The sequence below is a fragment of the Streptomyces sp. NPDC048415 genome (assembly GCF_040651675.1).
GTDB lineage: Bacteria > Actinomycetota > Actinomycetes > Streptomycetales > Streptomycetaceae > Streptomyces.
Map to the genome: position 1 here is coordinate 40,226 of NZ_JBEZKJ010000028.1, position 21,260 is coordinate 61,485.

Consider the following 21,260-nt stretch of genomic DNA (forward strand, 5'->3'; position numbering starts at 1 on the left):
CGCAAGGTCGGATGGACCCGCACGGGGAGGGGACGTGCGACCGCACGAACTGTGAGGTCGCATGGCTGTACGCCCTCGAGGACGACAACGAGTTGCGCTTACCGGAGGACGACGAGATGACCGTGACCCTGGCGGACGTGGCGGCGCGTGCGCAGGTCTCGCCCGCGACCGTGTCCCGGGTGCTGAACGGGAACTACCCCGTCGCGGCGTCCACGCGCGATCGGGTACTGCGCGCGGTGGACGAGCTGGACTACGTGCTGAACGGGCCAGCCAGCTCGCTGGCCGCGGCGACCTCCGACCTCGTCGGCATCCTCGTCAACGACATCGCCGATCCCTTCTTCGGGATCATGGCGGCAGCGATCCAGTCGGAGATCGGCGGCCCCGGGGGGCGCGCGGGAGGGGAACGGCTGGGGGTCGTGTGCAACACCGGCGGCTCCCCGGAGCGCGAGCTGACCTACCTCACGCTCCTTCAGCGCCAACGCGCCGCCGCGGTGGTCCTCACCGGCGGCGCCATCGAGGACTCCGCGCACGAGTCGGCGGTCGCCGCGAAGCTGCGCAGGCTGGCGGAGGCCGGCACCCGGGTCGTGCTGTGCGGTCGGCCGCCCTCGCCCGAGGCGCCCGAGGCGATCGCGCTCACCTTCGACAACCGCGGCGGCGGCCAGCAGCTCACCGAGCACCTGATCGGGCTCGGACACCGGCGGCTCGGCTACATCGCGGGCCCCGAGGAACGGACGACGACGCGACACCGGCTTGAGGGCCACCGGGCCGCGCTGGCCGCGCACGGCATCGAGGACGACCCCCGGCACACCGTCCACGGCCGCTACGACCGCCGTTCCGGCTACGAGGCGACGCTCGAACTCCTGCGCCGCGACCCGTCGTTGACGGCCGTCGTCGCGGCCAACGACACCGTGGCCCTCGGCGCCTGCGCCGCCCTGCGCGACTCCGGCCTCAGCATCCCCGACGACGTCTCCGTCGCGGGCTTCGACGACCTCCCCTTCAGCATCGACGCGGTGCCCGCCCTCACCACGGTGCGGCTGCCCCTCTCCGAGGCGGGCGCCCGCGCCGGGCGCATCGCCATGGGGCGCGAGGAGCCGCCGCCTGGCGGGATCGCCACGGTGCGGGGAGAGCTGATGGTGCGCGGGTCGACGGGGGTGCCGCGGGCCTGATCCCACGCCCGACGGCCCGCCGCTCGCAGGGTGCACAAGCCTCCGCGAGCTGCGAGGCCCGGGCCACCTTCCAGGCCGCCGTCGGGGCCCGTAAAAGGCGGGGCCCGGCCACGGCACCCCCATGGACGGCACCCACGAAGCGGTCGTACGCTCGCCGAAAAGGTATCTCTGACTGAGTCAACCATCCAGAGTCAACCATCCAGAGCCGACCATCCGGGGCCGATCATGACCGTCCAGGACATCCGCTCGTTCAACCGGTTCTACACGAACGTCATCGGCGCGCTGGACTACGGCCGCCATCTCTACGCGCCGTACACACTCACGGAATCCCGCGTGCTGTACGAGCTCGCGCACTCCCCGCGTACGGATGCCGCCGACCTGCGTGCCCAGCTCTCCCTGGACTCCGGGTATCTGAGCCGGATCCTCAACAAGTTCGAGCGGGACGGGCTGGTCGGGCGGGCCCCGTCCGAGAAGGACCCGCGCCGGCGCCGTATCACGCTCACCGCACGCGGCCGGGACGCCGCCGGCCTGCTCGACGAGCGGGCGCGGGAAACCGTCGGATCGCTGCTGGCGACCGTGGCACCCGCCGACCGGGCGCGGCTCGCGGAGGCGCTGCACACCGTGCGGACGATCCTGGGCGACGGCCGGGCCCCCGGCCGCGAGGACGTCGTGCTGCGCGAGCCAGGCCCCGGCGACCTCGGCTGGATCGTGCAGCGCAACGCCGCGCTGTACGCGGCCGAGTACGGCTGGAACACCGACTACGAGGGCCTGGTGGCGAGGATCGTCGCCGACTTCGCCGAGGACCACGATCCGCATCTGGAGCGGGTGTGGATCGCCGAGGTGGACGGGCGGCCCGTGGGGTGCGTGATGTGCGTACGGGACGATGCGCCCGGCACCGCCCGCCTCCGTCTCCTCCTCGTCGAGCCGGACGTGCGCGGACTCGGCATCGGCGACCGGCTCGTCGGCGCCGTCGTCGATTTCGCGCGCGGCGTCGGCTACCGCGAGCTCGTCCTGTGGACCAACGATGTCCTGGCCGCCGCCCGCCGCCTCTACCAGCGCCACGGCTTCGCCCTCGTCTCTGAGAGACCGCACCGCTCCTTCGGCGCGGACCTCCTCGGCCAGGACTGGCGGCTGGATCTGCACGGCGCTCGCGAGTGATCCCGGGCGGTCGGCGGGTAGGGTCCGCTCCATGAAGCTGGCCTTCTCCACCCTCGGTGTGCCCGGAGTCCCGATCCCCGACGTAGTACGACTCGCCGCCACGCACGGCTATCACGGCGTGGAACTGCGAGCGCATCCCGAGGAGCCCGTGCACCCGGGCATCGGTGCGGCCGAACGGGTGGATGTGGCGGCGGAGTTCAAGGGCGCCGGGGTGGAGATCCTCGGGCTCGCGGGGTACGCGCGGGTCGCGGCGCCGGGCGTCGACGCGCCCGTACTCGCCGAGATCCGCGAACTCCTGGACCTGGCAAGGGACTTGGGCGCTCCGTTCGTACGAGTCTTCCCGGGAGGCGACCCGGCGCAGCGCCCTGAGGAGGCGGACGCGACGGCCGCCCGGCGGCTTGGCACGGCGGCCGAGTACGCGGCCGACGCAGGCGTACGCATCCTGCTGGAGACCCACGACTCGCACCGCACCGGCGCCGCCGCGATCCGGATCCTGGGCCTGGTCGGCCACCGTCAGGTGGGGGCACTATGGGACGTCATGCACACCTGGCTCGGCGGCGAACAGCCCAGCTCGACGTACGCCGCCCTCGCCCCCCACCTCGGATACGTCCAGGTCAAGGACATCGCCTCCGCCGAAGACACCACCCCGCTCCCGCTCGGCGCGGGCGTCCTCCCCCTCACCGAGCTGGTGGAACTCCTCTCCCGCGAGGACTGGGACGGCTGGCTGTGCTGGGAGTACGAGAAGCGGTGGTACGAGGGCGCCGCGCCGCTTCCCGAACTGCTGAGCGCCGGACGTGACCACCTCGCTCGGCTGCTGGGCGAGTCGGCGTAGGCCCGTAGTACCGCACGGCGGGCTACACCGGGCGAGCCGTGAGCTTCGCGGTCCCGTCGAGGCACCAGTCCAGTACGGCGGGCCAGGAGCCGTACCCCGCGTCGAGGTCCAGGTGGGCGGCTCCGGGGATGATCTCTGTCGGTACGCCCAAGGGGTCGCCGTAGACCGTGTCGGCGCCCTCGGGGCAGTACGGGTCGTCGTCGCCCGCGACCAGCCGCGTGGGACTGGTCAGCGTGAAGTCCAGGGTGGGCGGGGCGAACTCGGCGACAGTCGGCCTCAGCCGAGGACCCGGGCCCATAGTGCCTTGCCCAACTCCTGGTCCCGGACCTCCCAGGCGTCCGAGAGGGCCTCCACCAGCAGCAGGCCCCGCCCCGAAGTGGCGTCCGGATCAAAGGACTTCACGACCGGGTGGCGCGGGGACGCGTCGGACACCTCGATCTCGACCGTCTTCCCGCCGTCGTACGTCATCGCCACGTCGAAGCAGCGGCCGGGCACGCGGGCGTGCCGGACCGCGTTCGTGGCCAGCTCCGACACGATCAGGGCGATCGTCTCGGACGCGTCCTCCGAAACCGCCCAGGAGGCCAGGACCAGCCGCGCGCCGCGTCGGGCCTCGGGAACGTTTTCGGCCACCGGCAGGAAGCTCCGTCGCCACGAGCGGGCTTGGAGGTTTACGCCGTCACTTTCCGTGTTCATGAGACCACTGTCGGCCCTGATCGCTACCGTCACCAGTGACCGAGCGTCGACAATCCCGGGTGACAACTGGCGTCACACGCAGGTTGATTGGCGTTGAGCCGTGTTGAGGGAGTGTCTGCGATGGGGCAGTCCAAGAAGAACGCGTCCTCGCCCGCCGCACAGTACTTCGCGGAGGTACTGCGCGTACTGCGCACCAAGGCGGGGCTCTCGCAGAACGAGTTGGGCCAGCTGATGGGGTACACGGGGGCGGCGGTGAGCGCCGTCGAGACGTGCGCCAAGCCTGCGACCGATGAGTTCATCGAGGGGGCGGAGAAGGCGTTGGAGGCGGGGGGGCTTGTTTCGGCGGCGGCTAAGTATTTGCGGTTGGAGCGGTATCCGGAGTACTTCCAGGGGTTCGTGCAGCTGGAGCAGGACGCGCTCAGCGTGTCCTCGTACAGCACTCAGCTGATGCACGGGCTTCTGCAGACCGAGGCGTACACCCGGGCGCTGCTCAAGTGCGACTTCCCGCCCCTGGAAGAGCAGGAGATCGAGCAATTGACGCTGGCCCGGGTGGAGCGCAAGGCGCTCTTCGAACGAAGGCCGGTGTGTGTCATCAACGTGATCCTCGAAGAAGAGGCACTGAGGAGGCAGATGGGTAGCAAGGACGTCATGCGCAGCCAGTACGAGTACCTGATCGAATGCGCCGAGCGCTCCAACGTCGTCCTTCAGGTGATGCCTTCACGCCTCGGTGCCCATGCGGGGCTGCGCGGCCCGATGACAGTCATCGAGACTCCGGAGCAGAGCACCCTCGTCTACACGGAAGCCCTGGGAAAGAGCCTGCTGGTATCCAAGCCCGCTGAGGTAGGTGTCCTTGCTCGCCGCTATGCGATGATCAGAAGTCAGGCCCTCCGACCGGAGGAATCCGTAGTTCTGATCGGGCAGTTGGCGGGTGAGCTATGAGTGGGCTGAAGTGGTTCAAGAGCAGCTACAGCGACTCGGGCGGCGGCGAATGCGTCGAAGCCGCCTACACCTGGCGCAAGAGCAGCTACAGCGACAGCAGCGGCGGTGAATGCGTCGAGATAGCCACCACCTCCGCCATCCACATCCGCGACTCCAAGGCCCCCACCCACCCCCACCTCACCGTCTCCCCCACCACGTGGACGACGTTCCTCACGTACGCCGTGAAGTGACCGCCGGGGCCGTCCGGCCCACGAACCCAGAGACCCGTTCCTCCAAGCGCACCTCGCACTCCGGCCACTCCTCCGCCGTGACCGAGAAGATCGCAGAGTCACGGAGCCGCCCCTGCTCTCCCGGTGCCCAGGAGCGGGACCAGTTCCTCAGCACGCCCTCGAAGCGGGCGCCCGCGCTCTGGATCGCGGCGCGGGAGCGGCTGTTGCGGGCGTCCGTTTTCAGGTCGATGCGTGCCACGCCCCACTCCTCGAAAGCGTGCCGGAAGAGGAGCAACTTGGCTTCGGCGTTCAGTCCCGTCCCCTGCGCGGAGGACGCGAGCCAGGTGAAGCCGACCTCGACGGCGTCGAGTTGGTCGTCGGTGAGCCAGGAGCGCGGCTCCCAGAACGAGGTGGCGCCGACCGCTCGCCCGGAGGAGACGGACACCTGGGCGTACGGTGCCAGCCGTCCCGTCGCCGCGCGGCCGAGCTGCGCGTCGATGTAGTCGCCGACCTCGTCGGCCCTGGGCACCCATGTGAACTCGTACGAGCCCCGGTCCTCCTCGGCCGCCACGGCGAGGTCGGCCGCGTGACGATGCTCCAACGGCTCCAGTCGCACGAGCGCACCCTCAAGAACCGGCGCCACCATCTGGAATCCCAATGCCTGCCACCCTCCGCGTCCCGTTCCGCGAACTCCTCACGAAAGCCCGGCGAAGTCTTCCGTACGCACCCGGCACCGTCGAACGAAATTCCCGGCGGCGGTCAGACTCATGAGCTCTCGCGTACGCCCCTACGCGGACGCGCCCTCCGCTGGAGCGTCCGCCAAGTGGACCTTCCTTTGGGCCGCCGCCCACGGAACCGTCGCATGCCTGTGCCCCGGCCTTGGGGCTCGGGTCAGGGCGGGTTGCGCCAGCCGGCGCTGACAAGTGCCGCTCTCTTTGGGACGGGGGCCGCTCCTAGCGGCACGTCTACCCGCAGTTACGCGGTGGGACGCCGCCTCCGCGGCACGATTGCCCGCCGGTACCGAGTCCCAGCACCCCCCTCCAGCACCCCCCGTCCCAACTTCCGGCGTTCCCCGAAACCCGGGAACCCGCTCCCCCTCCCCTTCGTCCAACCCGCATGCTGTCGGGTGAGTCTCCGCAGTGCGGTGTCGGCCTCGCTGCTGGCTGCGAAAGCTGACCACCCTCTCCGCCGCCTGCGGCCGGCAGCACGCCGTCACCGGCGCGCCCCCCTCCAACTGCGCCGGTGGCGGCCCCTCCCCGGTTACTGTGCACACCCTTGACTGGAAGAAACTTCCCGGATATTCGTGACTCCTCGGAAGTTTCCTTCATGAGGGAAGGAGCGCACGTGCGCGACTCCAGCACGGGAAGCACCGCCAGACCGTCCAGACCGCTGCGGCCGTCCAGACGTACCGTTCTCGCCGCCAGCGCCGGCGTCAGCGCCGCTCTCGCCGCCGGAACCAGCTCGTATGCCGCCGACGGGCGGCCCGATGACAAGGAACTGCGCGCCCTGATCTCCGGTATGACACTGGAGGAGAAGGTCGGCCAGCTCTTCGTGATGCGGGTGTACGGCCATTCGGCCACCGCGCCCGACCAGGCGGACATCGACGCCAACCTCAAGGAGATCGGCGTCCGTACGGCCGCCGAGCTGATCGCCAAGTATCGCGTCGGCGGGATCATCTACTTCGCCTGGGCGCACAACACCCGCGATCCGCATCAGATCGCGGCTCTGTCGAACGGGATTCAGAAGGCTTCGCTGGAGCAGCCCCGCGGGCTGCCCGTTCTTGTCTCCACCGACCAGGAGCACGGGATAGTGGCACGCGTGGGCAAGCCCGCGACGCTGTTCCCGGGCGCGATGGCCCTGGGGGCCGGGGGGTCGCGGGCCGACGCCCGCACGGTGGGCCGGATCGGCGGTGCCGAGCTGCGCGCGATCGGCATCCGCCAGGACTACTCCCCGGTCGCCGACGTGAACGTCAACCCGGCCAACCCGGTCATCGGCGTACGCTCCTTCGGCGCCGACCCGGACGCGGTGGCCGGACTGGTCGCCGCGGAGGTGAAGGGGTATCAGAGTTCGGGCGTCGCGGCCACCGCCAAGCACTTCCCGGGCCACGGCGACACCGCCGTCGACAGTCACTTCGGCTTCCCCGTCATCACCCACAGCCGTGAGGTGTGGGAGGGGCTGGACGCCGTGCCGTTCCGGGCGGCCATCCGCGCCGGCATCGACTCCATCATGACCGCCCACATCATGGTCCCGGCGCTCGACCCGGCCGGCGACCCCGCCACCCTCTCGCATCCCATCCTCACCGGAATCCTGCGCGAGGAACTCGGCTACGACGGGCTCGTGGTGACGGACGCGCTCGGCATGCAGGGCGTCCGGACGAAGTACGGTGACGACCGCGTACCCGTCCTCGCACTGAAGGCCGGTGTCGATCAGCTCCTCAACCCGCCGAACCTGGACGTGGCGTGGAACGCGGTGCTGAACGCCGTGCGCGGCGGCGAGCTGACCGAGTCGCGCCTCGACGAGTCGATCCTGCGCGTCCTGCGGCTGAAGTCGAAGCTGGGCCTGCTGTCCGACCCGTACGTCACCGACGGCGGCGTCGACCGGACAGCCGGCACCCCGGCGCACCTCAGGGCGGCCGACCGGATCGCCGAGCGCACGACCACTCTCCTGGTCAACAAGGAGCGTCTGCTGCCGCTGTCGCGCCGCCGCACCCCGAAGGTGCTGGTCGTGGGCGCCGACCCCGCTTCTCCCTCCCTGTCCGACGGGCCGCCCACCACCGTCCTGGCCGCCGCCCTCACCGAGCTGGGGTTCACGGCGACGGCCCTGTCCACCGGTACCGCGCCGTCGGCGGCGACGATCGCCAAGGCGGTCGCGGCGGCGGGGGACGCGGAGGCGGTGGTCGTCGGGACGTACAACGTGACGGCGACCAGTTCTCAGAAGACCCTCGTCGAACGGCTCGTCGCCACCGGCGTCCCGGTGATCGCCGTCGCCATCCGCAATCCGTACGACGTGGCCCAACTCCCGGGCGTAGGCGCCTACTTGGCGTCATACTCCTGGACCGACGTCGAACTGCGCGCCGCGGCCCGGGTGATCGCGGGCATGGTCGGCCCGCGAGGCAGGCTGCCGGTGCCGGTGCAGCGGGCGGACGACCCCGCGCAGGTGCTGTATCCGATCGGGTACGGCTTGACGTATTAGGCGTACGCCGTATACCCGGCGCACCACCCCCAAGTGGCGCAAAGGACCCCACACGTCTGGCGTGTACCCGCTGTCGCGGGTCACGCTGGGCGGGGGTATCGGGGGGAAGCCATGCGAGCCAGGGCGTTGTGTCGGCGTTCCGTAGGGCTGGTGTGCGCGCTGCTGCTGGCGATGGCCGCCCTGGCGGGATGTGCCCGTTGGTCCGGCTCGGGGGGCGCCGAACCCAGCCCGGCGCCGGCCTCGACGCGGCCCTCCGGGTACGGGGCGGTGTTCCTCGCCCGCGGCGAGTGCAGCTCCTTCGGGGCGACCAGCTTCACGGAGGTTCCCTGCGGCAGTGAACGGGCCGCCGCGCGGGTGATCGCCCGCTACGACGGCAAGGTGGCCGACGGGCCGTCGTGCCCGCCGACCACGGACTTCGTCCTGCACATCAGCGAGACCCGGCCCGCCTCCGACGAGGACGGCGACGGCGTGGTGCCGCGGGGCTACGCCTGCATGCGCAAGCTGGAGCCGCCGCACCCCGGCGATCCGGGGGGCGGCGGAGGGCCCCGCACCATCGTCGGCGACTGCGTCTACAGCGCGGGCAGCGGGCAGGTCCGCGAGACGGCCTGTGACGGCACGGACAAGAAGTCCCCTGAGTACCGGGTCACGTCCGCGGTCACAGCCCGCTCCAAGTGCCCCGGGTCCACGGAGCTGTACGTCCAGCTGGGCGGGAGTAAGCCAGTTGGCTGCGCTCGGCCGGTGTAAGGGGCGGTTTTCGCCCCCTCCGCCCCTGCCCGATGACGGGATCTGGGGGCGGAGCCCCCAGATCCCGTCATCGCGCTTCGCGCTCGTCCTCAAACCGGGCTAGATCCGGCGTTTCTCCGGATCGCGGCGGTCGAGCTTCGCGTCGAACTTCGCCAGCGGCTTCGCCGCCTGCGGGTTCGACCGGACCGCGGCGGAGGCGACGCCCGCCCACTGAAGGATGCGGGCCGTGGCGAGAGCCTTCTCGTCGGCCGCGAGGCCGGCGACGTTGGCCCCGTGGTTCAGGCCCGGCGCTGTGAAGACGTACGAGTCGCGCGCGCCCGAGCCGAGGCGGAAGCGCTCGGCGCCCCAGGGGTCGTTCTGGCCGTAGACGAAGAGCATGTGCTGGGCGTTGTGGCGGACCCAGGAGTCCACGTCCCGCATCGCCCACGGCTGGAACTTCATGGAGATGTCGCGCGGCACGAAGTTCCGCGGCGGCTGGTAGCCGTAGCGGATGTACTTCTTCTCGATGTACGGGAAGTGGATCGTGGGAGCGCCGAGCTGGGTGCCCGCCTGGTAGTAGTACGGGGTGTACGTCTCCAGGCCCTGGTCGGTGTAGGCGGAGAACCCGGAGATGGTGTCGACCGAGTCCCAGATCGCGTCGTCGCTCGCGTGCGCCGCGTCCGCCGGGATCGAGTCGCAGTCGGACAGCAGGCTGTACTGCCAAAAGCCCCACACGTAGTCGAGCACGACCGCCTCGTACGCCTTGTCGAGGTCCCCGATGGTGGTGAAGGTGAAGCCGTTGTCGGCGGCGTACGCCTCGTACTTCTTCTCCAGCGGCTCCCGGCGCACCAGCGCCTCGCGCTGCACGGCGTCCAGCTTGTCGCGGCACTCCTTGGTGCCGACGTTCGTGAAGAAGCGGTCGTAGGCGGAGTCCTCGTCGTTCACCACGTCGTTGGGGGCGACGTACGCGACGACGCCGTCCATGTCGCGCGGGTAGAAGCGCTCGTAATACGTGGCGGTCATGCCGCCCTTCGAGCCGCCCGTGGAGATCCACTTCTGGTCGTAGATCGGCTTGAGGGCCTCGAAGATACGGTGCTGGTCGCTGGCCGCCTGCCAGATGTCGAGCTTGGACCAGTCGGCCGGGTCGGGCCGGGACGGGGTGAAGAAGCGGTACTCCATGGAGACCTGGTTGCCGTCCACTATCTGGGTCGGCTCGCGGCGGCTCGGGTTGGTGGAGACGTTGTAGCCGCCGGTGTAGAAGACCGTCGGGCGCGAGGTGTCCTTGTGCAGCAGGGTGATCCGCTGCTGGAACGTGCCCTTGGACGGGTGCCGGTGGTCGACCGGCTGGGTGTAGTTGAGGACGAAGAACCGGTATCCGGTGTACGGCTTCTCCTGAATCAGGCTCATGCCCGGTATCGCGAGGAGCCGGTCCTTTATGTCCGTGTCGGTGGAGGCCGACGTACTCGTGGCCTCCGGCTGGGCAGCGGTGGCCGCCCCGGCCGTGCTCAACGTGCCTATGAGCACCGTGAGCGCCAGCAGCCATCTGAGCGCCTTGCGCATGCACCCTCCCCTGGGAATACGCAGATGTCCGCCGGAACCTAGCGGAGCAACTGCCGTGACACCAGGGGCGATTGAGCGAACCTTGTGGGTATGCGGTGATTCGGCTGAGAAAGCGCGGGGCCGAATTCGGACGCTCGCCCCGCGGCGCGACTCAGCAGAGGATCCAGCCCGAGTCCACCGATGCCGAGCCGACCGAGCCCTTGATCCGGACGCAGCGGTGGCCCACGTGCACGGTCACCGGTCCCGCGTGATGCGCGAAATGCCCCGAGTCGACCACGGGCCGGCCCCCGCGCGCCTGCACGCTGACGGACATCGGCTTGCGGGAGCCCTGCTGCTTGGGGAAGGTCACGGCGCAGACGTAGCCGCTGCTCTTGTAGACCTGCACGGATCCGGTCGAGAAGGGCAGGGTGCGGACCTTGCGCCCCGAGCAGTACGAGGTGGCCGCCTGCGCGCTGTCCGGGCTCGCGAGCGCGAGCAGCCCGGAGGCGGTCAGCACGGCCACGCCGAGCGCCAACCGTCGGCGTATCGCACCACTGTCCACTGTTGTCCCTCCCGCAGCAATCAGCGTACTGGTGTACGGACGCACGACGTACGTCGGATGGTTGCGTTCCGCCGAGCCCACCCGGAGAGTCCGCGGAGTTTTCTGCAGGTTTGGGGCAACCGTGCCCGTTTACCCGGTGTCCAACTGGTCAGAAAACGAAAGGCGGTAGTCCATGTCCGGCATGAATCCCTCTCGTACGACCAGCCGTGCACTCGTCGCGGCGGCGCTCCTCATCACGGCCGGTGCCTCCGTACCGGCAGTCGCCAGCTCCACCAGCCCGCCGCCCGTCCGCAGCGGAGCCAACGGTCCCGCCTACGACCGCGTGGCCGACTTCTACGGCGCGTACATCGACGCGGTGAACGACTCGGGATCCGGTCATCTCGACACCCAGCTGCGCACCTTCTACCTGACCCCGGGCCTCCGCTCGCGCCTGGCCACGTGGGAGAGCCGCGAGCACGCCGACGGTGTGCTGCGCGCGCAGGACGTGCCGCGGGCCTGGAAGGTGACGCCCGGCGACAGCGGCATGGGACACACCTGGTCGACCGTCCGGCTGACGTGGGGATCCGCCCAGCATCCGACGTACACCTATCTGGCGGTGCAGTCGGACCTCGCGACGAAGAAGATCTCCGACATCAAGCAGAAGAGCTGACGGGCTCGGGCTCTCCCGGTTCGGCGGCTCCGACGAAGGTGTGCCACAACTCGGCGTACTGACCGTCGAGTTGGAGCAGTTCGTCGTGCGTGCCGTCCTCCACGACCCGGCCGTGGTCCATGACCACGACCCGGTCGGCGCGGGCCGCCGTCGTCAGCCGGTGGGCGACCACCAGGGTGGTACGGCGTCCGGCGAGGCGGTCGGTGGCCTGGTTGACCAGGGCCTCCGTCGCCAGGTCCAGGGCGGCGGTGGCCTCGTCGAGGAGCAGGATGTCCGGGTCGACGAGTTCGGCGCGGGCCAGGGCGATCAACTGGCGCTGGCCCGCGGAGAGGTTGCGGCCGCGCTCGGCGACCTCGTGGAGGTAGCCGCCGTCCAGCGTGGCGATCATCTCGTGGGCGCCGACCGCGCGGGCGGCGGCCTCCACCTCGGCATCGGTCGCGTCGGGACGGCCGTAGGCGATGGCGTCCCTGACCGTGCCCTGGAAGAGGTACGCCTCCTGGGGGACGACCCCGAGCCGGTGGCGGTAGGAGGTGAGGTCGAGGGCGCGCAGATCCTCGCCGTCTGCCGTCACCCGCCCGCCCGTGGGGTCGTAGAACCGGGCGACCAGCTTCACCAGCGTCGACTTGCCCGCGCCGGTCTCCCCGACGAAGGCGACGGTCTGCCCGGCGGGGATGCGCAACGACACCTGGCTCAGGGCCTCTTCGTCGTCGCCGTACGCGAAGTCGACGTCTTCGAAGGCGATTTCACCTCGCAGCGACAGCACCTCGAGCGGCTCGTCGGCGGCCTTCGTGGACGTGGGCTCCTGGAGCAGTTCCTGGATGCGCCCGAGCGAGACGGTCGCCTGCTGGTAGCCGTCGAAGACCTGCGAGAGCTGCTGCACGGGCGCGAAGAAGAGGTCTATGTAGAGGAGGTAGGCGACGAGCGCGCCGGTCGTGAGGGTGCCGGCGTCGACCCGGTGGGCGCCCACGATCAGTACCGCCGCAGCGGCCACCGACGACAGCAGCTGCACGAAGGGGAAGTACACCGATATCAGCCACTGCCCGCGGATCCGCGCCCTGCGATAGCTGTCGCTGCCCTCCGCGAACCGCCGTCCGCCGGAGCCCTCGCGCCGGAAGGCCTGCAGGATCCGCAGACCGGACACCGACTCCTGAAGGTCGGCGTTGACCACCGAGACGCGCTCGCGGGCGAGTTCGTACGCCTTCACGCTCGCCCGGCGGAAGAAGAACGTGCCGATGATCAGCGGCGGCAGCGTGACGAAGACGACGAGCGCGAGCTGCACGTCGATCACCAGCAGAGCGACCATGATGCCGAAGAAGGTGACGACGGAGACGAAGGCGGTGACCAGGCCCGTCTGGAGGAACGTGGACAGCGCGTCCACGTCCGTCGTCATCCGGGTCATGATCCGACCCGTCAACTCCCGCTCGTAGTAGTCCAGTCCGAGGCGCTGGAGCTGCGCGAAGATCTTCAGGCGGAGTGCGTACAGGACCCGCTCGCCCGTCCGTCCCGTCATCCGGGTCTCGCCGATCTGCGCCGCCCACTGGACGAGCACGGTGACCAGCCCGAACGCCGCCGCCGCCCACACCGCGCCAAGCGCCAGCCGGGTGACGCCTTGGTCGATGCCGTGTCGGATCAGCACGGGCAGCAGCAGGCTCATGACCGCGTCGACGGCCACCAGCGCGAGGCTGACGAGCAGCGGGGCGCCGAAGCCGCGCAGCAGCCGCCGCAGTCCGTACGACTCCTCGGGTGTGACCGCACGGGCCTCGTCGATGCCGGGGGTTTCGGTGGCCGGGGGCAACGCCTCGACCTGGGCGAGGAGGTCGGGGGTGGCGGGCATCCCCGCGAGCGCGTTGTCCTTCGGCTCGCGATCGCCGGTCCACAGGTGGGGGGTCACACCGCGCTCGGCGTCGAACTCGGCGTCCAGCTCATCCCGTACGGAGGTGTCCTCCCGCGGGTAGGAGGGCTGGGCGTGTCCGGGCGAGACGCCGCCCAGCTCGTCCGGGTCGGTGAGCAGCCGCCGGTACAGCGGGGAGCGCTCCTGGAGTTCCTCGTGAGTGCCGATGTCGGCGAGCCGGCCCGCGTCGAGGACGGCGATGCGGTCGGCGAGGTTGAGGGTGGAGCGGCGGTGCGCGATCAGCAGAGTCGTGCGGCCCTCCATGACGTGCTTCAGGGCCTCGTGGATCTCGTGCTCGACGCGGGCGTCCACGGCGGAGGTGGCGTCGTCGAGAACCAGCAGGCGCGGGTCGGTGAGGAGGGCGCGGGCGAGCGCGACGCGCTGGCGCTGACCGCCGGAGAGGGTGAGGCCGTGCTCGCCGACCTTGGTGGCGTATCCCTCGGGCAGCTCGGCGATGAACCGGTCGGCCTGGGCGGCGCGTGCGGCGGTCTCGATCTCCTCGTCGCTCGCGTCCGGGCGGCCGTAGGCGATGTTGGCGCGGACGGTGTCGGAGAAGAGGAAGGAGTCCTCGGGGACGAGTCCGATCGCGGCGCGCAGCGACTCGGTCGTCAGCTCGCGGACATCGTGGCCGCCGACGAGGACGGCGCCGTGCGTGACGTCGTAGAAGCGCGGCAGCAGGAGGGAGACGGTCGACTTTCCGGAGCCGGACGAACCGACGACGGCGAGGGTCTCGCCCGGCCGGATCTCGAAGCTCAGCCCGTCCAGGACCGGCCGCCCCTCCTCGTATCCGAACGACACGTCGTCGAACTCGACGGTCGCGGGCGCGTCGGCCGGCAGCGTCTTCGTGCCGTCCTGGATCGACGGCTTCGTGTCGATGAGTTCGAGGACCCGCTCGGCGCCGGCCCGGGCCTGCTGCCCGACGGTGAGGACGACGGCGAGCATCCGCACGGGTCCGACGAGCTGGGCGAGGTAGGAGGAGAACGCCACGAACGTACCGAGCGTGATCTGCCCGCGTACGGCGAGCCAGCCGCCCAGCGCGAGCATCGCGACCTGCCCGAGGGCGGGCACGGCCTGGAGGGCCGGGGTGTACTTGGCGTTCAGCCGGATGGTCCGCAGGCGCCCCGCGAAGAGCCGCCGCCCGACCTCCCTCAGCTTCCCGGTCTCCTGGTCCTCCTGCCCGAAGCCCTTCACCACGCGTACGCCGCTGACGGCGCCGTCGACCACACCGGCGACGGCGGCGGCCTGCGCCTGCGCGTACCAGGTGGCGGGGTGCAGCTTGGAGCGGCTGCGCTTGGCGACGAACCAGAGGGCGGGGGCGACGGCCAGCGCGACCAGGGTGAGCGGCAGGGACAGCGCGGCCATGATCCCGAGCGATATCAGGAAGAGGAGTACGTTCCCGATGGTCATCGGGAGCATGAAGAGGAGGCCCTGGATCAGCTGGAGGTCGCTGGTCGCCCGCCCGACGACCTGCCCGGTGGACAGCTCGTCCTGACGCCGCCCGTCGAGCCGGGTGATCGTCCGGTACATGTCCGTGCGCAGGTCGTGCTGGACGTCGAGGGCGAGACGGCCGCCGTAGTAGCGGCGGATGTAGGTGAGGGCGTAGACGACGGCGGCGGCGGCGATCAGGGCGCCCGCCCAGGGGCCCATACGGCGGCTGTGGTCGCCGACGACGTCGTCGATGATCACCTTGGTGATCAGCGGGACCACCGCCATGACGGCCATGCCGCCCAGCGAAGCGCCGAGCGCGAGCACCACGTCCTTCGGGTACCGCCACGCGTACCCGGCGAGTCGCCGTGCCCATCCCCGCTGCGTTGCCACGCCGGTGCCTTCCGTAGATCGTCACTCCGCCGGAAGGCACCAACACCGAACGAGGCGGATTTCATCCCTCCGCAACAAAAGGAAGCCGTACGCGCAGGGAGTAGAAGCGGGTGATCTGCACCGGGTTCTGGTTGTCGTCGCTGACCAGGAGCAGGTTCAGCCGACCGTGGGCGCGTCCGGTGACGGCGAGCCCCTCGATGTTGTCGAGGAGGGGATTGGGCTGCGGCTGCTTGGCCTGTGCGCCCAGCGAAGGGCAGTTCACGAGATCGGCGAGATCAGTTCACGAGATCGGCGAGAAGGGTCTTGCGGGCGAGGCGCACGCCGTACTGGGCGGAGAGCCGGAAGCCGCTCTGCGAGCGCTCCCACGTCTGGAAGCGGACGATGCCCCCGGTGTCGCCCCTGAGGGAGCCCTCCATCGCGGCGAGCAGGGTGTGCCCGCCGGGCAGCAGGGTCAGACCCTCGAAAGTCTGGTTCGAAGTGGCACGGCCGGCGGGGGCCACCTTGAGCGCGTCCGGTACAGGGAGGCTGCCGGCCAGGGTGCCGTCCGGCTCGTAGCGGCGGACGGACGGCTCGGTCTCGGAGGTGACGAGACGGGTGCCGATGGGGCTCCCCCCGCTCGAGCGAAGCCGAGAGTCGGGGACGTCGACGGCCAGGCCCTCGGAGTCGAGCGCGGCACCCTTCTCGTCGGCGAGCGGCACGACGCTCCTGGGCTGAAGGGTGGTGCGGTCCAGGGTGAAGAGCCAGGAGCGGTCGGAGACGGCGGCGATCTGTCCGTCGCGGTCCACGGCGAGCGCGGAGAGGTTGCCGACGAAGGTGCCGTGGTACGTCGTCTTGTCGAGCGCGTCGGAGAAGCTCTCGAGGGAGACCGAGGGCGAACAGGCCTTGTCCCACCGGGCGTTGGCGGCGGGCCCGGCGGCGGTCACGCAGGTGGCCGCCGCCAGACCGGCGGTGACGGTGGCGAGTACGGATCTCAGGCGCATGCGGTCACGGTAGGACGCGCTGATGGCCCGGGGGCGGGCTCGCCGTGAATCAGGGGCGGTTCCGCCGACGGCCCGGGGGCGGACTCGCCGTAAATCACGGGCGGTTCCGCCGACGGCCCGGGGGCGGACTCGCCGTAAATCACGGGCGGTTCAGCTGCTCGGAACCGCCGGGAACGCCTCGCTCGGGTGGCTCGTCGGCGTGTACAGCTGCGTGCTCGTGGTGACCGGCACGAGGTCCTTGTGGATGACCCTGGCCACGCCCTGGATGGTGGCGACGCCGTAGTCCATGGTGCTGTTGCCGTGGGTGAGCACGGAGATCATGTAGTCGTGCCCCGCGCCGTTGAAGGTGCCGATGCTGTGCACCCGCCAGCCGTGCGTGGAACGGGACAGCCAGCCGTTCTTGACGTGCACGGAGACCGAGGAGGGCGCACCGGCGGGCGTACCCCAGCGCTGCGAGGAGATGACCTGCCCCATCAGCTTCAGGATGTAGGCGCGCGAATTGTCGCTGAGCACGGTGTTCTTCGCGGTGACGAGGGCGAGCAGCTTCTGCTCGTCGCGGACGGTGATCTGGGTCAGGCCCCAGTATCCGTTGGCGCCCGGCACGGTCTGGGTCATCCCGGCGGCGGTGAGGAAGCCCTTGACCTTCGTCACACCCAACTGCCGCCACAGGGTGGTGGTCGCGTCGTTGTCCGACTTGGTGATCATGGCGGTGGCGAGCTGGGTCTCGCGGTCCGTGAGATACCGGTTGTGCTTCTTGGCGTCCCACAACAGCGTGGCGAGCACGGTCGCTTTCACGACGCTGGCGGAGTCGAAGGCGCTGCTGGCGCGCAGGCTGCACTTCGTGTTGGTGGTGCGGTCGTAGAGGCCGACCGCGATCGTGCCGTTGCGGTTCGCCAGCGCCGCGGTGATGTCCTTCTGCAACTTGGCGGCCAGGCCCGCCTTGTCCGACGTACAGCTGACCGTCGGTGCCGGATCGGCGGCCGCGGGCGCGGCGGCCACGGCGAACGGCACGATCACCCCGGCACCGAGGCTCGCTGCGAGCACACGGGCACCCCGGGATATTCGGTGAGTCATGGAGGCTTCCCATCCCCTTGAACCGATACGAGCGCGCCCCCGGCGCGCTCACCTCTCTTGACTCGTAGGGATGGCCGAAAGTTGTACGGGCGTTCCCCTGAACGGGGTTCGGGTCTTTCTGGCGTGCGGGCTGGAGTCACCGATGCCGTAGGACTCTTGACCGATGCCGTTGGACTCGCGGCCGACGCCGTTGGACTCTTACCGGGATCTCATCCAGCCACAGCTCGTCCCCAGGCGGACCACAGCTCGCGCCCATCCGGCGTATGCATGGTGCACTGGTGACATCTGCCACCGACCCACTGTCCCCGGCCCCCGGCCACTCCGTGGCCCCCGGCGCCCCGACCGCCGAGCCGCCCAAGGGGCCGTCCCCCACACCCACCGCACCGCGCTGGTCGCTCCCCGCGCTGCTCGCCGTTCTGGTCCTGGCCGCGGTGCTGTACTCCTGGAACCTGTCGTCCTCCGGTCTGAACAGCTTCTACAGCGCCGCGGTGCTCAGCGGCACGCAGAGCTGGAAGGCGTGGTTCTTCGGCTCGCTCGACGCGGGCAACTTCATCACGGTCGACAAGCCGCCGTTCGCGCTCATGATCATGAGCTTGTCCTGCCGGGTCTTCGGCTTCGGCACCTGGCAGATGATGGCGCCCATGATCGCCGCCGCGCTCGGCACGATCTGGATCCTGCACTCCTCCGTGAAGCGGGTCTTCGGGCACGCGGCGGCCACCGTCGCCGCGCTCGTCCTCGCGCTCACCCCGATCACCGTCGCCATCAACCGTGACAACAACCCGGACACCCTGCTCGTGCTGCTGATGGTCTCGGGCGCCGCCCTGGGCCTGCGAGCCACCCGCGACAGCAGGCTGCTGCCACTGCTCGGCTCGGCGGTCTGCTTCGGATTCGCCTTCAACACCAAGATGCTCCAGGGCTACATCGCCCTGCCCGCCGTCTTCGCCGTCTACCTGTACGCGTCGAATCTCGGCTGGGCGAAGAAGGTCCGCAACCTGCTGCTCGCGGCCGTGGCCCTGGCCGTTTCCAGCTTCTGGTGGGCGGCGGCCGTCTCGCTCGTACCCGCTGACGACCGCCCGTACATCGGCGGCTCCACGGACGGCAGCGCCTGGAACCTGATCATGGGCTACAACGGCCTGGGCCGGGTTCTTGGAGGCGAGGGCAACGGCGCCGGGGGCGGTGGAGGCGGCGGCACCTTCGCCGGTACCGCCGGTCTCGGCCGTATGTTCAACGACATCCTCGGCGGCCAGATCTCCTGGCTGCTCCCCTTCGCGGGCATCGCCCTCGTGGGCGGCCTGGTGCTTCTCGGCCGTGCCCCGCGCACCGACCTCACGCGCGCCGCGCTGGTGCTGTGGGGCGGCTGGACCGTGCTGCACTACCTGACGTTCAGCATGGCCGAGGGCACGATGCACCCCTACTACACGACCGCGCTCGCCCCCGGCATCGCGGTCCTGTGCGGCGGGGGTGGCGTGATGCTGCTGCGTGCCTTCCGCGGCGATGACGTGCGTTGGTCGTGGGTCCTGCCCGCCGCTCTCGCGGTCACCGGGATCTGGGCGGTCGTACTGCTGCGCCGGGCCTCCGGCTGGAACAGCTGGCTGTGGCCGACCGTCGCGGTGGTGATGGTGCTGGGCATCGTGGGGATGTTCGTGTTCCGGTCGGGCGCGGGCGCTCGGGCGGGCGCGGACGCGGACGCCGGGGCGGGATCGGACGCCGGGGCGGGCTCGGGCTCGCACGCCCGGATGGGCTCGGGCGCGGACGCCGAGGCGCGATCGGGCTCCTGGGGCTCCGAGGCTGGGGCGGGTTCCGGCTACGGCTCCGGTTCCTACCCCCGCTCGCATTCCGGCCCCGGCTCCGGCTCAAACCCCCGTAACCGGGCACGCCTGTTGACCGCATCCGTGGCCGCAGCGATCGTCGCGGCCCTGGCCGGCCCGACGGCGTACGCGGTCGCCGAACCCGCGAGTTCGGGCGGCGCGGGCGGCGGCATGGGCGGCACCAACCCCACCGCCGGACCCTCCACGGGCAGCGGCTTCGGTGGCGGCCGTCCCGGCGGCGGACGGGGCGGCTTCGGCGGCGGCAACGGCGCTCCGGGCGGCGGTGAGGCGCCCGGCGGCACCCAGCAGGGTGGTCGGGCGGGCGGCCAGGAAGGCGGCTTCCCGCGCGGCGGGATGACGCCCGGCGGCGGCACCGGCGAACTGCCCCAGGGCGGCGCCCGCGGCGGCCAGGAAGCCGGCGGGCAGGGAACCGGCGGGCAGGGCGGCACGCCCCCGAACGGCACCGGCGCTCAGCGCGGCGGCGCGGGCGGCTTCGGCGGCGGCCGCATGGGCGGCTCCGCCAGCAGCGAGCTGGCCTCGTACCTGGAAAAGCACCAGGACGGTGCCAAGTGGCTGGTGGCGGTGCCCAACTCGCAGGGCGCCTCGCAGCTGATCGTGAGCACCGGAAAGCCCGTCATCTCCATGTGGGGCTTCACCGGCACCGACAAGGCCATGACGCTGGCCAAGCTCAAAGAGCTGGTGAAGAAGGGCGAGTTGCACTACATCCAGCTCGGCGGTGGCGGCGGTATGGGCGGCAACAGCACCCTCAGTACGCAGATCACCGCTTGGGTGAAGAAGAACGGCACCGCGGTGAAGGAGAGCGCGTACAGCAGCGGTTCGACGTCCGGCACGGCGTCGGGGTCGGGTTCGAAGTCCGGATCGGGGTCGGGTTCGAAGTCCGGGTCGGAGTCCGGGTCGGACTCCGCGTCCCAGACCAACCAGTCGACGCTGTACCGACTGGAGCCCGCGGACGCCGGCTGATGTAGGCCGAACTTCCGCCCCCACTGCGGCCCCTGACCGGCTTCTGCCCGTCAGGGGCCGCAGTGGTATGCCAAAAACGCGCGTAGAACAGGCGACTTGCCGGGATCCGACACGTGACCGACACGCCCCGTTCATTCCCTGAAACGCATGTCCATGCCACGCTCCCCCTTGCCCCGCTCAATCAACACGCGTAGAACGGACGCCCCCATGCCCGCCACGCACATACGCCGCTGGAAAACACTGGCACTGACCACCTCCGCCGTCCTGGTCGGCCTCACCCTCCCCACGGTGACCGCCACTCCCGCGAGTGCCACGACGACCGCGTACGACAGCACGTACTACAAGAACGCGGTCGGCAAGACGGGTACGACCCTGAAGTCCTCGCTGCACACGATCATCAGCAGCCAGACGAAGATCTCGTACTCGGCGGTCTGGGACGCGCTCAAGGTCACCGACCAGGACCCGAACAACAGCAGCAATGTGATCCTGCTGTACAGCGGCAGCTCGCGCGCGAAGTCCCTCAACGGCGGTGACACCGGCGACTGGAACCGCGAGCACGTGTGGGCCAAGTCCCACGGTGACTTCGGCGAGGTGACCGGTCCCGGCACGGACCTGCACCACCTGCGCCCCGCGGACGTCCAGGTCAACAGCATCCGTGGCAACAAAGACTTCGACGAGGGCGGCAGCACGGTCAGCGGCGGGGGCGGCAGCCTCACCGACTCCGACTCCTTCGAGCCCCGCGACGCCGACAAGGGCGACGTGGCCCGCATGATCCTCTACATGGCCGTGCGCTACGACGGCGGCGACGGCTTCGCCGACCTGGAGCCCAACGAGAAGGTCAACAACGGCAGCAACCCGTACATCGGCAAGCTCACCGTCCTCAAGCAGTGGAGCGACGAGGACCCGCCGAGCGCCTTCGAGGAGAAGCGCAACCAGGTCATCTACGACACCTACCAGCACAACCGCAACCCGTTCATCGACCACCCGGAGTGGGTGGACGCGATCTGGTAGTCCGGCCTGAGGGTTGAACTCCCCTCTTGCGAAGG

At 70.4% G+C, this 21,260-nt stretch carries 16 protein-coding genes and 2 pseudogenes; 10 read left to right on the forward strand and 8 right to left on the reverse strand.

All coding sequences use genetic code 11. The features are described 5' to 3' along the window. The first annotated feature begins 116 nt into the window (after nt 1-116). The 3 genes from AB0D27_RS20105 to AB0D27_RS20115 all read left to right on the forward strand — a co-directional run bounded on the left by AB0D27_RS20105 (nt 117) and on the right by AB0D27_RS20115 (nt 3,156). Nucleotides 117-1,166, forward strand: coding sequence for a LacI family DNA-binding transcriptional regulator (locus AB0D27_RS20105; RefSeq protein ID WP_362510367.1), 1,050 nt, complete (start codon nt 117-119; stop codon nt 1,164-1,166). A 225-nt stretch (nt 1,167-1,391) separates the two neighbouring features. Then, a complete protein-coding gene (locus AB0D27_RS20110) occupies nt 1,392-2,324 on the forward strand; it encodes a helix-turn-helix domain-containing GNAT family N-acetyltransferase (RefSeq protein WP_362510248.1) in 933 nt (310 codons plus the stop codon). A 31-nt stretch (nt 2,325-2,355) separates the two neighbouring features. After that, nucleotides 2,356-3,156, forward strand: coding sequence for a sugar phosphate isomerase/epimerase family protein (locus tag AB0D27_RS20115; RefSeq protein WP_362510251.1), 801 nt, complete (start codon nt 2,356-2,358; stop codon nt 3,154-3,156). Nucleotides 3,157-3,178: 22 nt separating this feature from the next. Here the strand turns inward: AB0D27_RS20115 and AB0D27_RS20120 are convergent. Both AB0D27_RS20120 and AB0D27_RS20125 read right to left on the reverse strand, forming a co-directional pair. Continuing rightward, a pseudogene (locus tag AB0D27_RS20120) lies at nt 3,179-3,430 on the reverse strand (alpha/beta hydrolase); the annotation flags it as partial. A gap of 2 nt (nt 3,431-3,432) precedes the next feature. After that, nucleotides 3,433-3,849 carry an ATP-binding protein gene (locus AB0D27_RS20125; RefSeq protein ID WP_362510254.1) on the reverse strand — a complete coding sequence of 139 codons (417 nt, stop codon included), beginning with the start codon at nt 3,847-3,849 and terminating at the stop codon, nt 3,433-3,435. A 120-nt stretch (nt 3,850-3,969) separates the two neighbouring features. Here AB0D27_RS20125 and AB0D27_RS20130 point away from each other — a divergent pair, with 120 nt between their 5' ends. Next, a complete protein-coding gene (locus tag AB0D27_RS20130; RefSeq protein WP_362510256.1) occupies nt 3,970-4,788 on the forward strand; it encodes a helix-turn-helix transcriptional regulator in 819 nt (272 codons plus the stop codon). After that, nucleotides 4,785-5,018 carry a DUF397 domain-containing protein gene (locus AB0D27_RS20135; RefSeq protein ID WP_362510259.1) on the forward strand — a complete coding sequence of 78 codons (234 nt, stop codon included), beginning with the start codon at nt 4,785-4,787 and terminating at the stop codon, nt 5,016-5,018. Before AB0D27_RS20130 ends, AB0D27_RS20135 begins: the two co-directional genes overlap by 4 nt. On the opposite strand, the gene AB0D27_RS20140 is transcribed toward AB0D27_RS20135, so the two are convergent. Further along, the gene (locus AB0D27_RS20140; protein ID WP_362510262.1) at nt 4,999-5,655 is read right to left on the reverse strand and encodes a GNAT family protein; all 657 of its coding nucleotides are present in this window, start codon (nt 5,653-5,655) and stop codon (nt 4,999-5,001) included. The two genes, AB0D27_RS20135 and AB0D27_RS20140, sit on opposite strands and share 20 nt — an antisense overlap. 686 nt (nt 5,656-6,341) lie before the next feature. Between AB0D27_RS20140 and AB0D27_RS20145 the strand changes: the two genes are divergently transcribed. Continuing rightward, complete coding sequence (locus tag AB0D27_RS20145) at nt 6,342-8,189, forward strand: glycoside hydrolase family 3 N-terminal domain-containing protein (protein ID WP_362510265.1); 1,848 nt, start codon at nt 6,342-6,344, stop codon at nt 8,187-8,189. Between the two features lie 171 nt (nt 8,190-8,360). After that, nucleotides 8,361-8,933, forward strand: a complete 573-nt coding sequence (locus tag AB0D27_RS20150) for a hypothetical protein (RefSeq protein WP_362510370.1) — start codon at nt 8,361-8,363, stop codon at nt 8,931-8,933. A gap of 99 nt (nt 8,934-9,032) precedes the next feature. Here AB0D27_RS20150 and AB0D27_RS20155 read toward each other — a convergent pair whose 3' ends face one another. Together AB0D27_RS20155 and AB0D27_RS20160 are read right to left on the reverse strand one after the other, a co-directional pair. Then, on the reverse strand, nt 9,033-10,472 hold the full coding sequence (locus AB0D27_RS20155) for a S28 family serine protease (RefSeq protein ID WP_362510268.1): 1,440 nt from the start codon (nt 10,470-10,472) through the stop codon (nt 9,033-9,035). Nucleotides 10,473-10,623: 151 nt separating this feature from the next. Next, the gene (locus tag AB0D27_RS20160) at nt 10,624-11,013 is read right to left on the reverse strand and encodes a hypothetical protein (RefSeq protein WP_362510271.1); all 390 of its coding nucleotides are present in this window, start codon (nt 11,011-11,013) and stop codon (nt 10,624-10,626) included. A 172-nt stretch (nt 11,014-11,185) separates the two neighbouring features. Here AB0D27_RS20160 and AB0D27_RS20165 point away from each other — a divergent pair, with 172 nt between their 5' ends. Further along, entirely contained in the window at nt 11,186-11,662 is a 477-nt protein-coding gene (locus tag AB0D27_RS20165; protein ID WP_362510274.1) for a hypothetical protein, read from the forward strand. Here AB0D27_RS20165 and AB0D27_RS20170 read toward each other — a convergent pair. From AB0D27_RS20170 to AB0D27_RS20180, 3 genes and pseudogenes are all read right to left on the reverse strand, one after another. After that, complete coding sequence (locus tag AB0D27_RS20170) at nt 11,646-15,371, reverse strand: ABC transporter ATP-binding protein (protein WP_362510277.1); 3,726 nt, start codon at nt 15,369-15,371, stop codon at nt 11,646-11,648. The two genes, AB0D27_RS20165 and AB0D27_RS20170, sit on opposite strands and share 17 nt — an antisense overlap. Nucleotides 15,372-15,432: 61 nt before the next feature. After that, nucleotides 15,433-16,351, reverse strand: a pseudogene (locus tag AB0D27_RS20175) (esterase-like activity of phytase family protein). A gap of 150 nt (nt 16,352-16,501) precedes the next feature. Further along, a complete protein-coding gene (locus AB0D27_RS20180) occupies nt 16,502-17,425 on the reverse strand; it encodes a serine hydrolase (protein ID WP_362510280.1) in 924 nt (307 codons plus the stop codon). Nucleotides 17,426-17,703: 278 nt separating this feature from the next. On the opposite strand from AB0D27_RS20180, the gene AB0D27_RS20185 reads away from it, so the two are divergent. Together AB0D27_RS20185 and AB0D27_RS20190 are read left to right on the forward strand one after the other, a co-directional pair. Next, nucleotides 17,704-20,214 carry a glycosyltransferase family 39 protein gene (locus AB0D27_RS20185; RefSeq protein WP_362510283.1) on the forward strand — a complete coding sequence of 837 codons (2,511 nt, stop codon included), beginning with the start codon at nt 17,704-17,706 and terminating at the stop codon, nt 20,212-20,214. Between the two features lie 207 nt (nt 20,215-20,421). Further along, complete coding sequence (locus AB0D27_RS20190) at nt 20,422-21,225, forward strand: endonuclease (RefSeq protein ID WP_362510286.1); 804 nt, start codon at nt 20,422-20,424, stop codon at nt 21,223-21,225. Nucleotides 21,226-21,260: the final 35 nt, after the last annotated feature.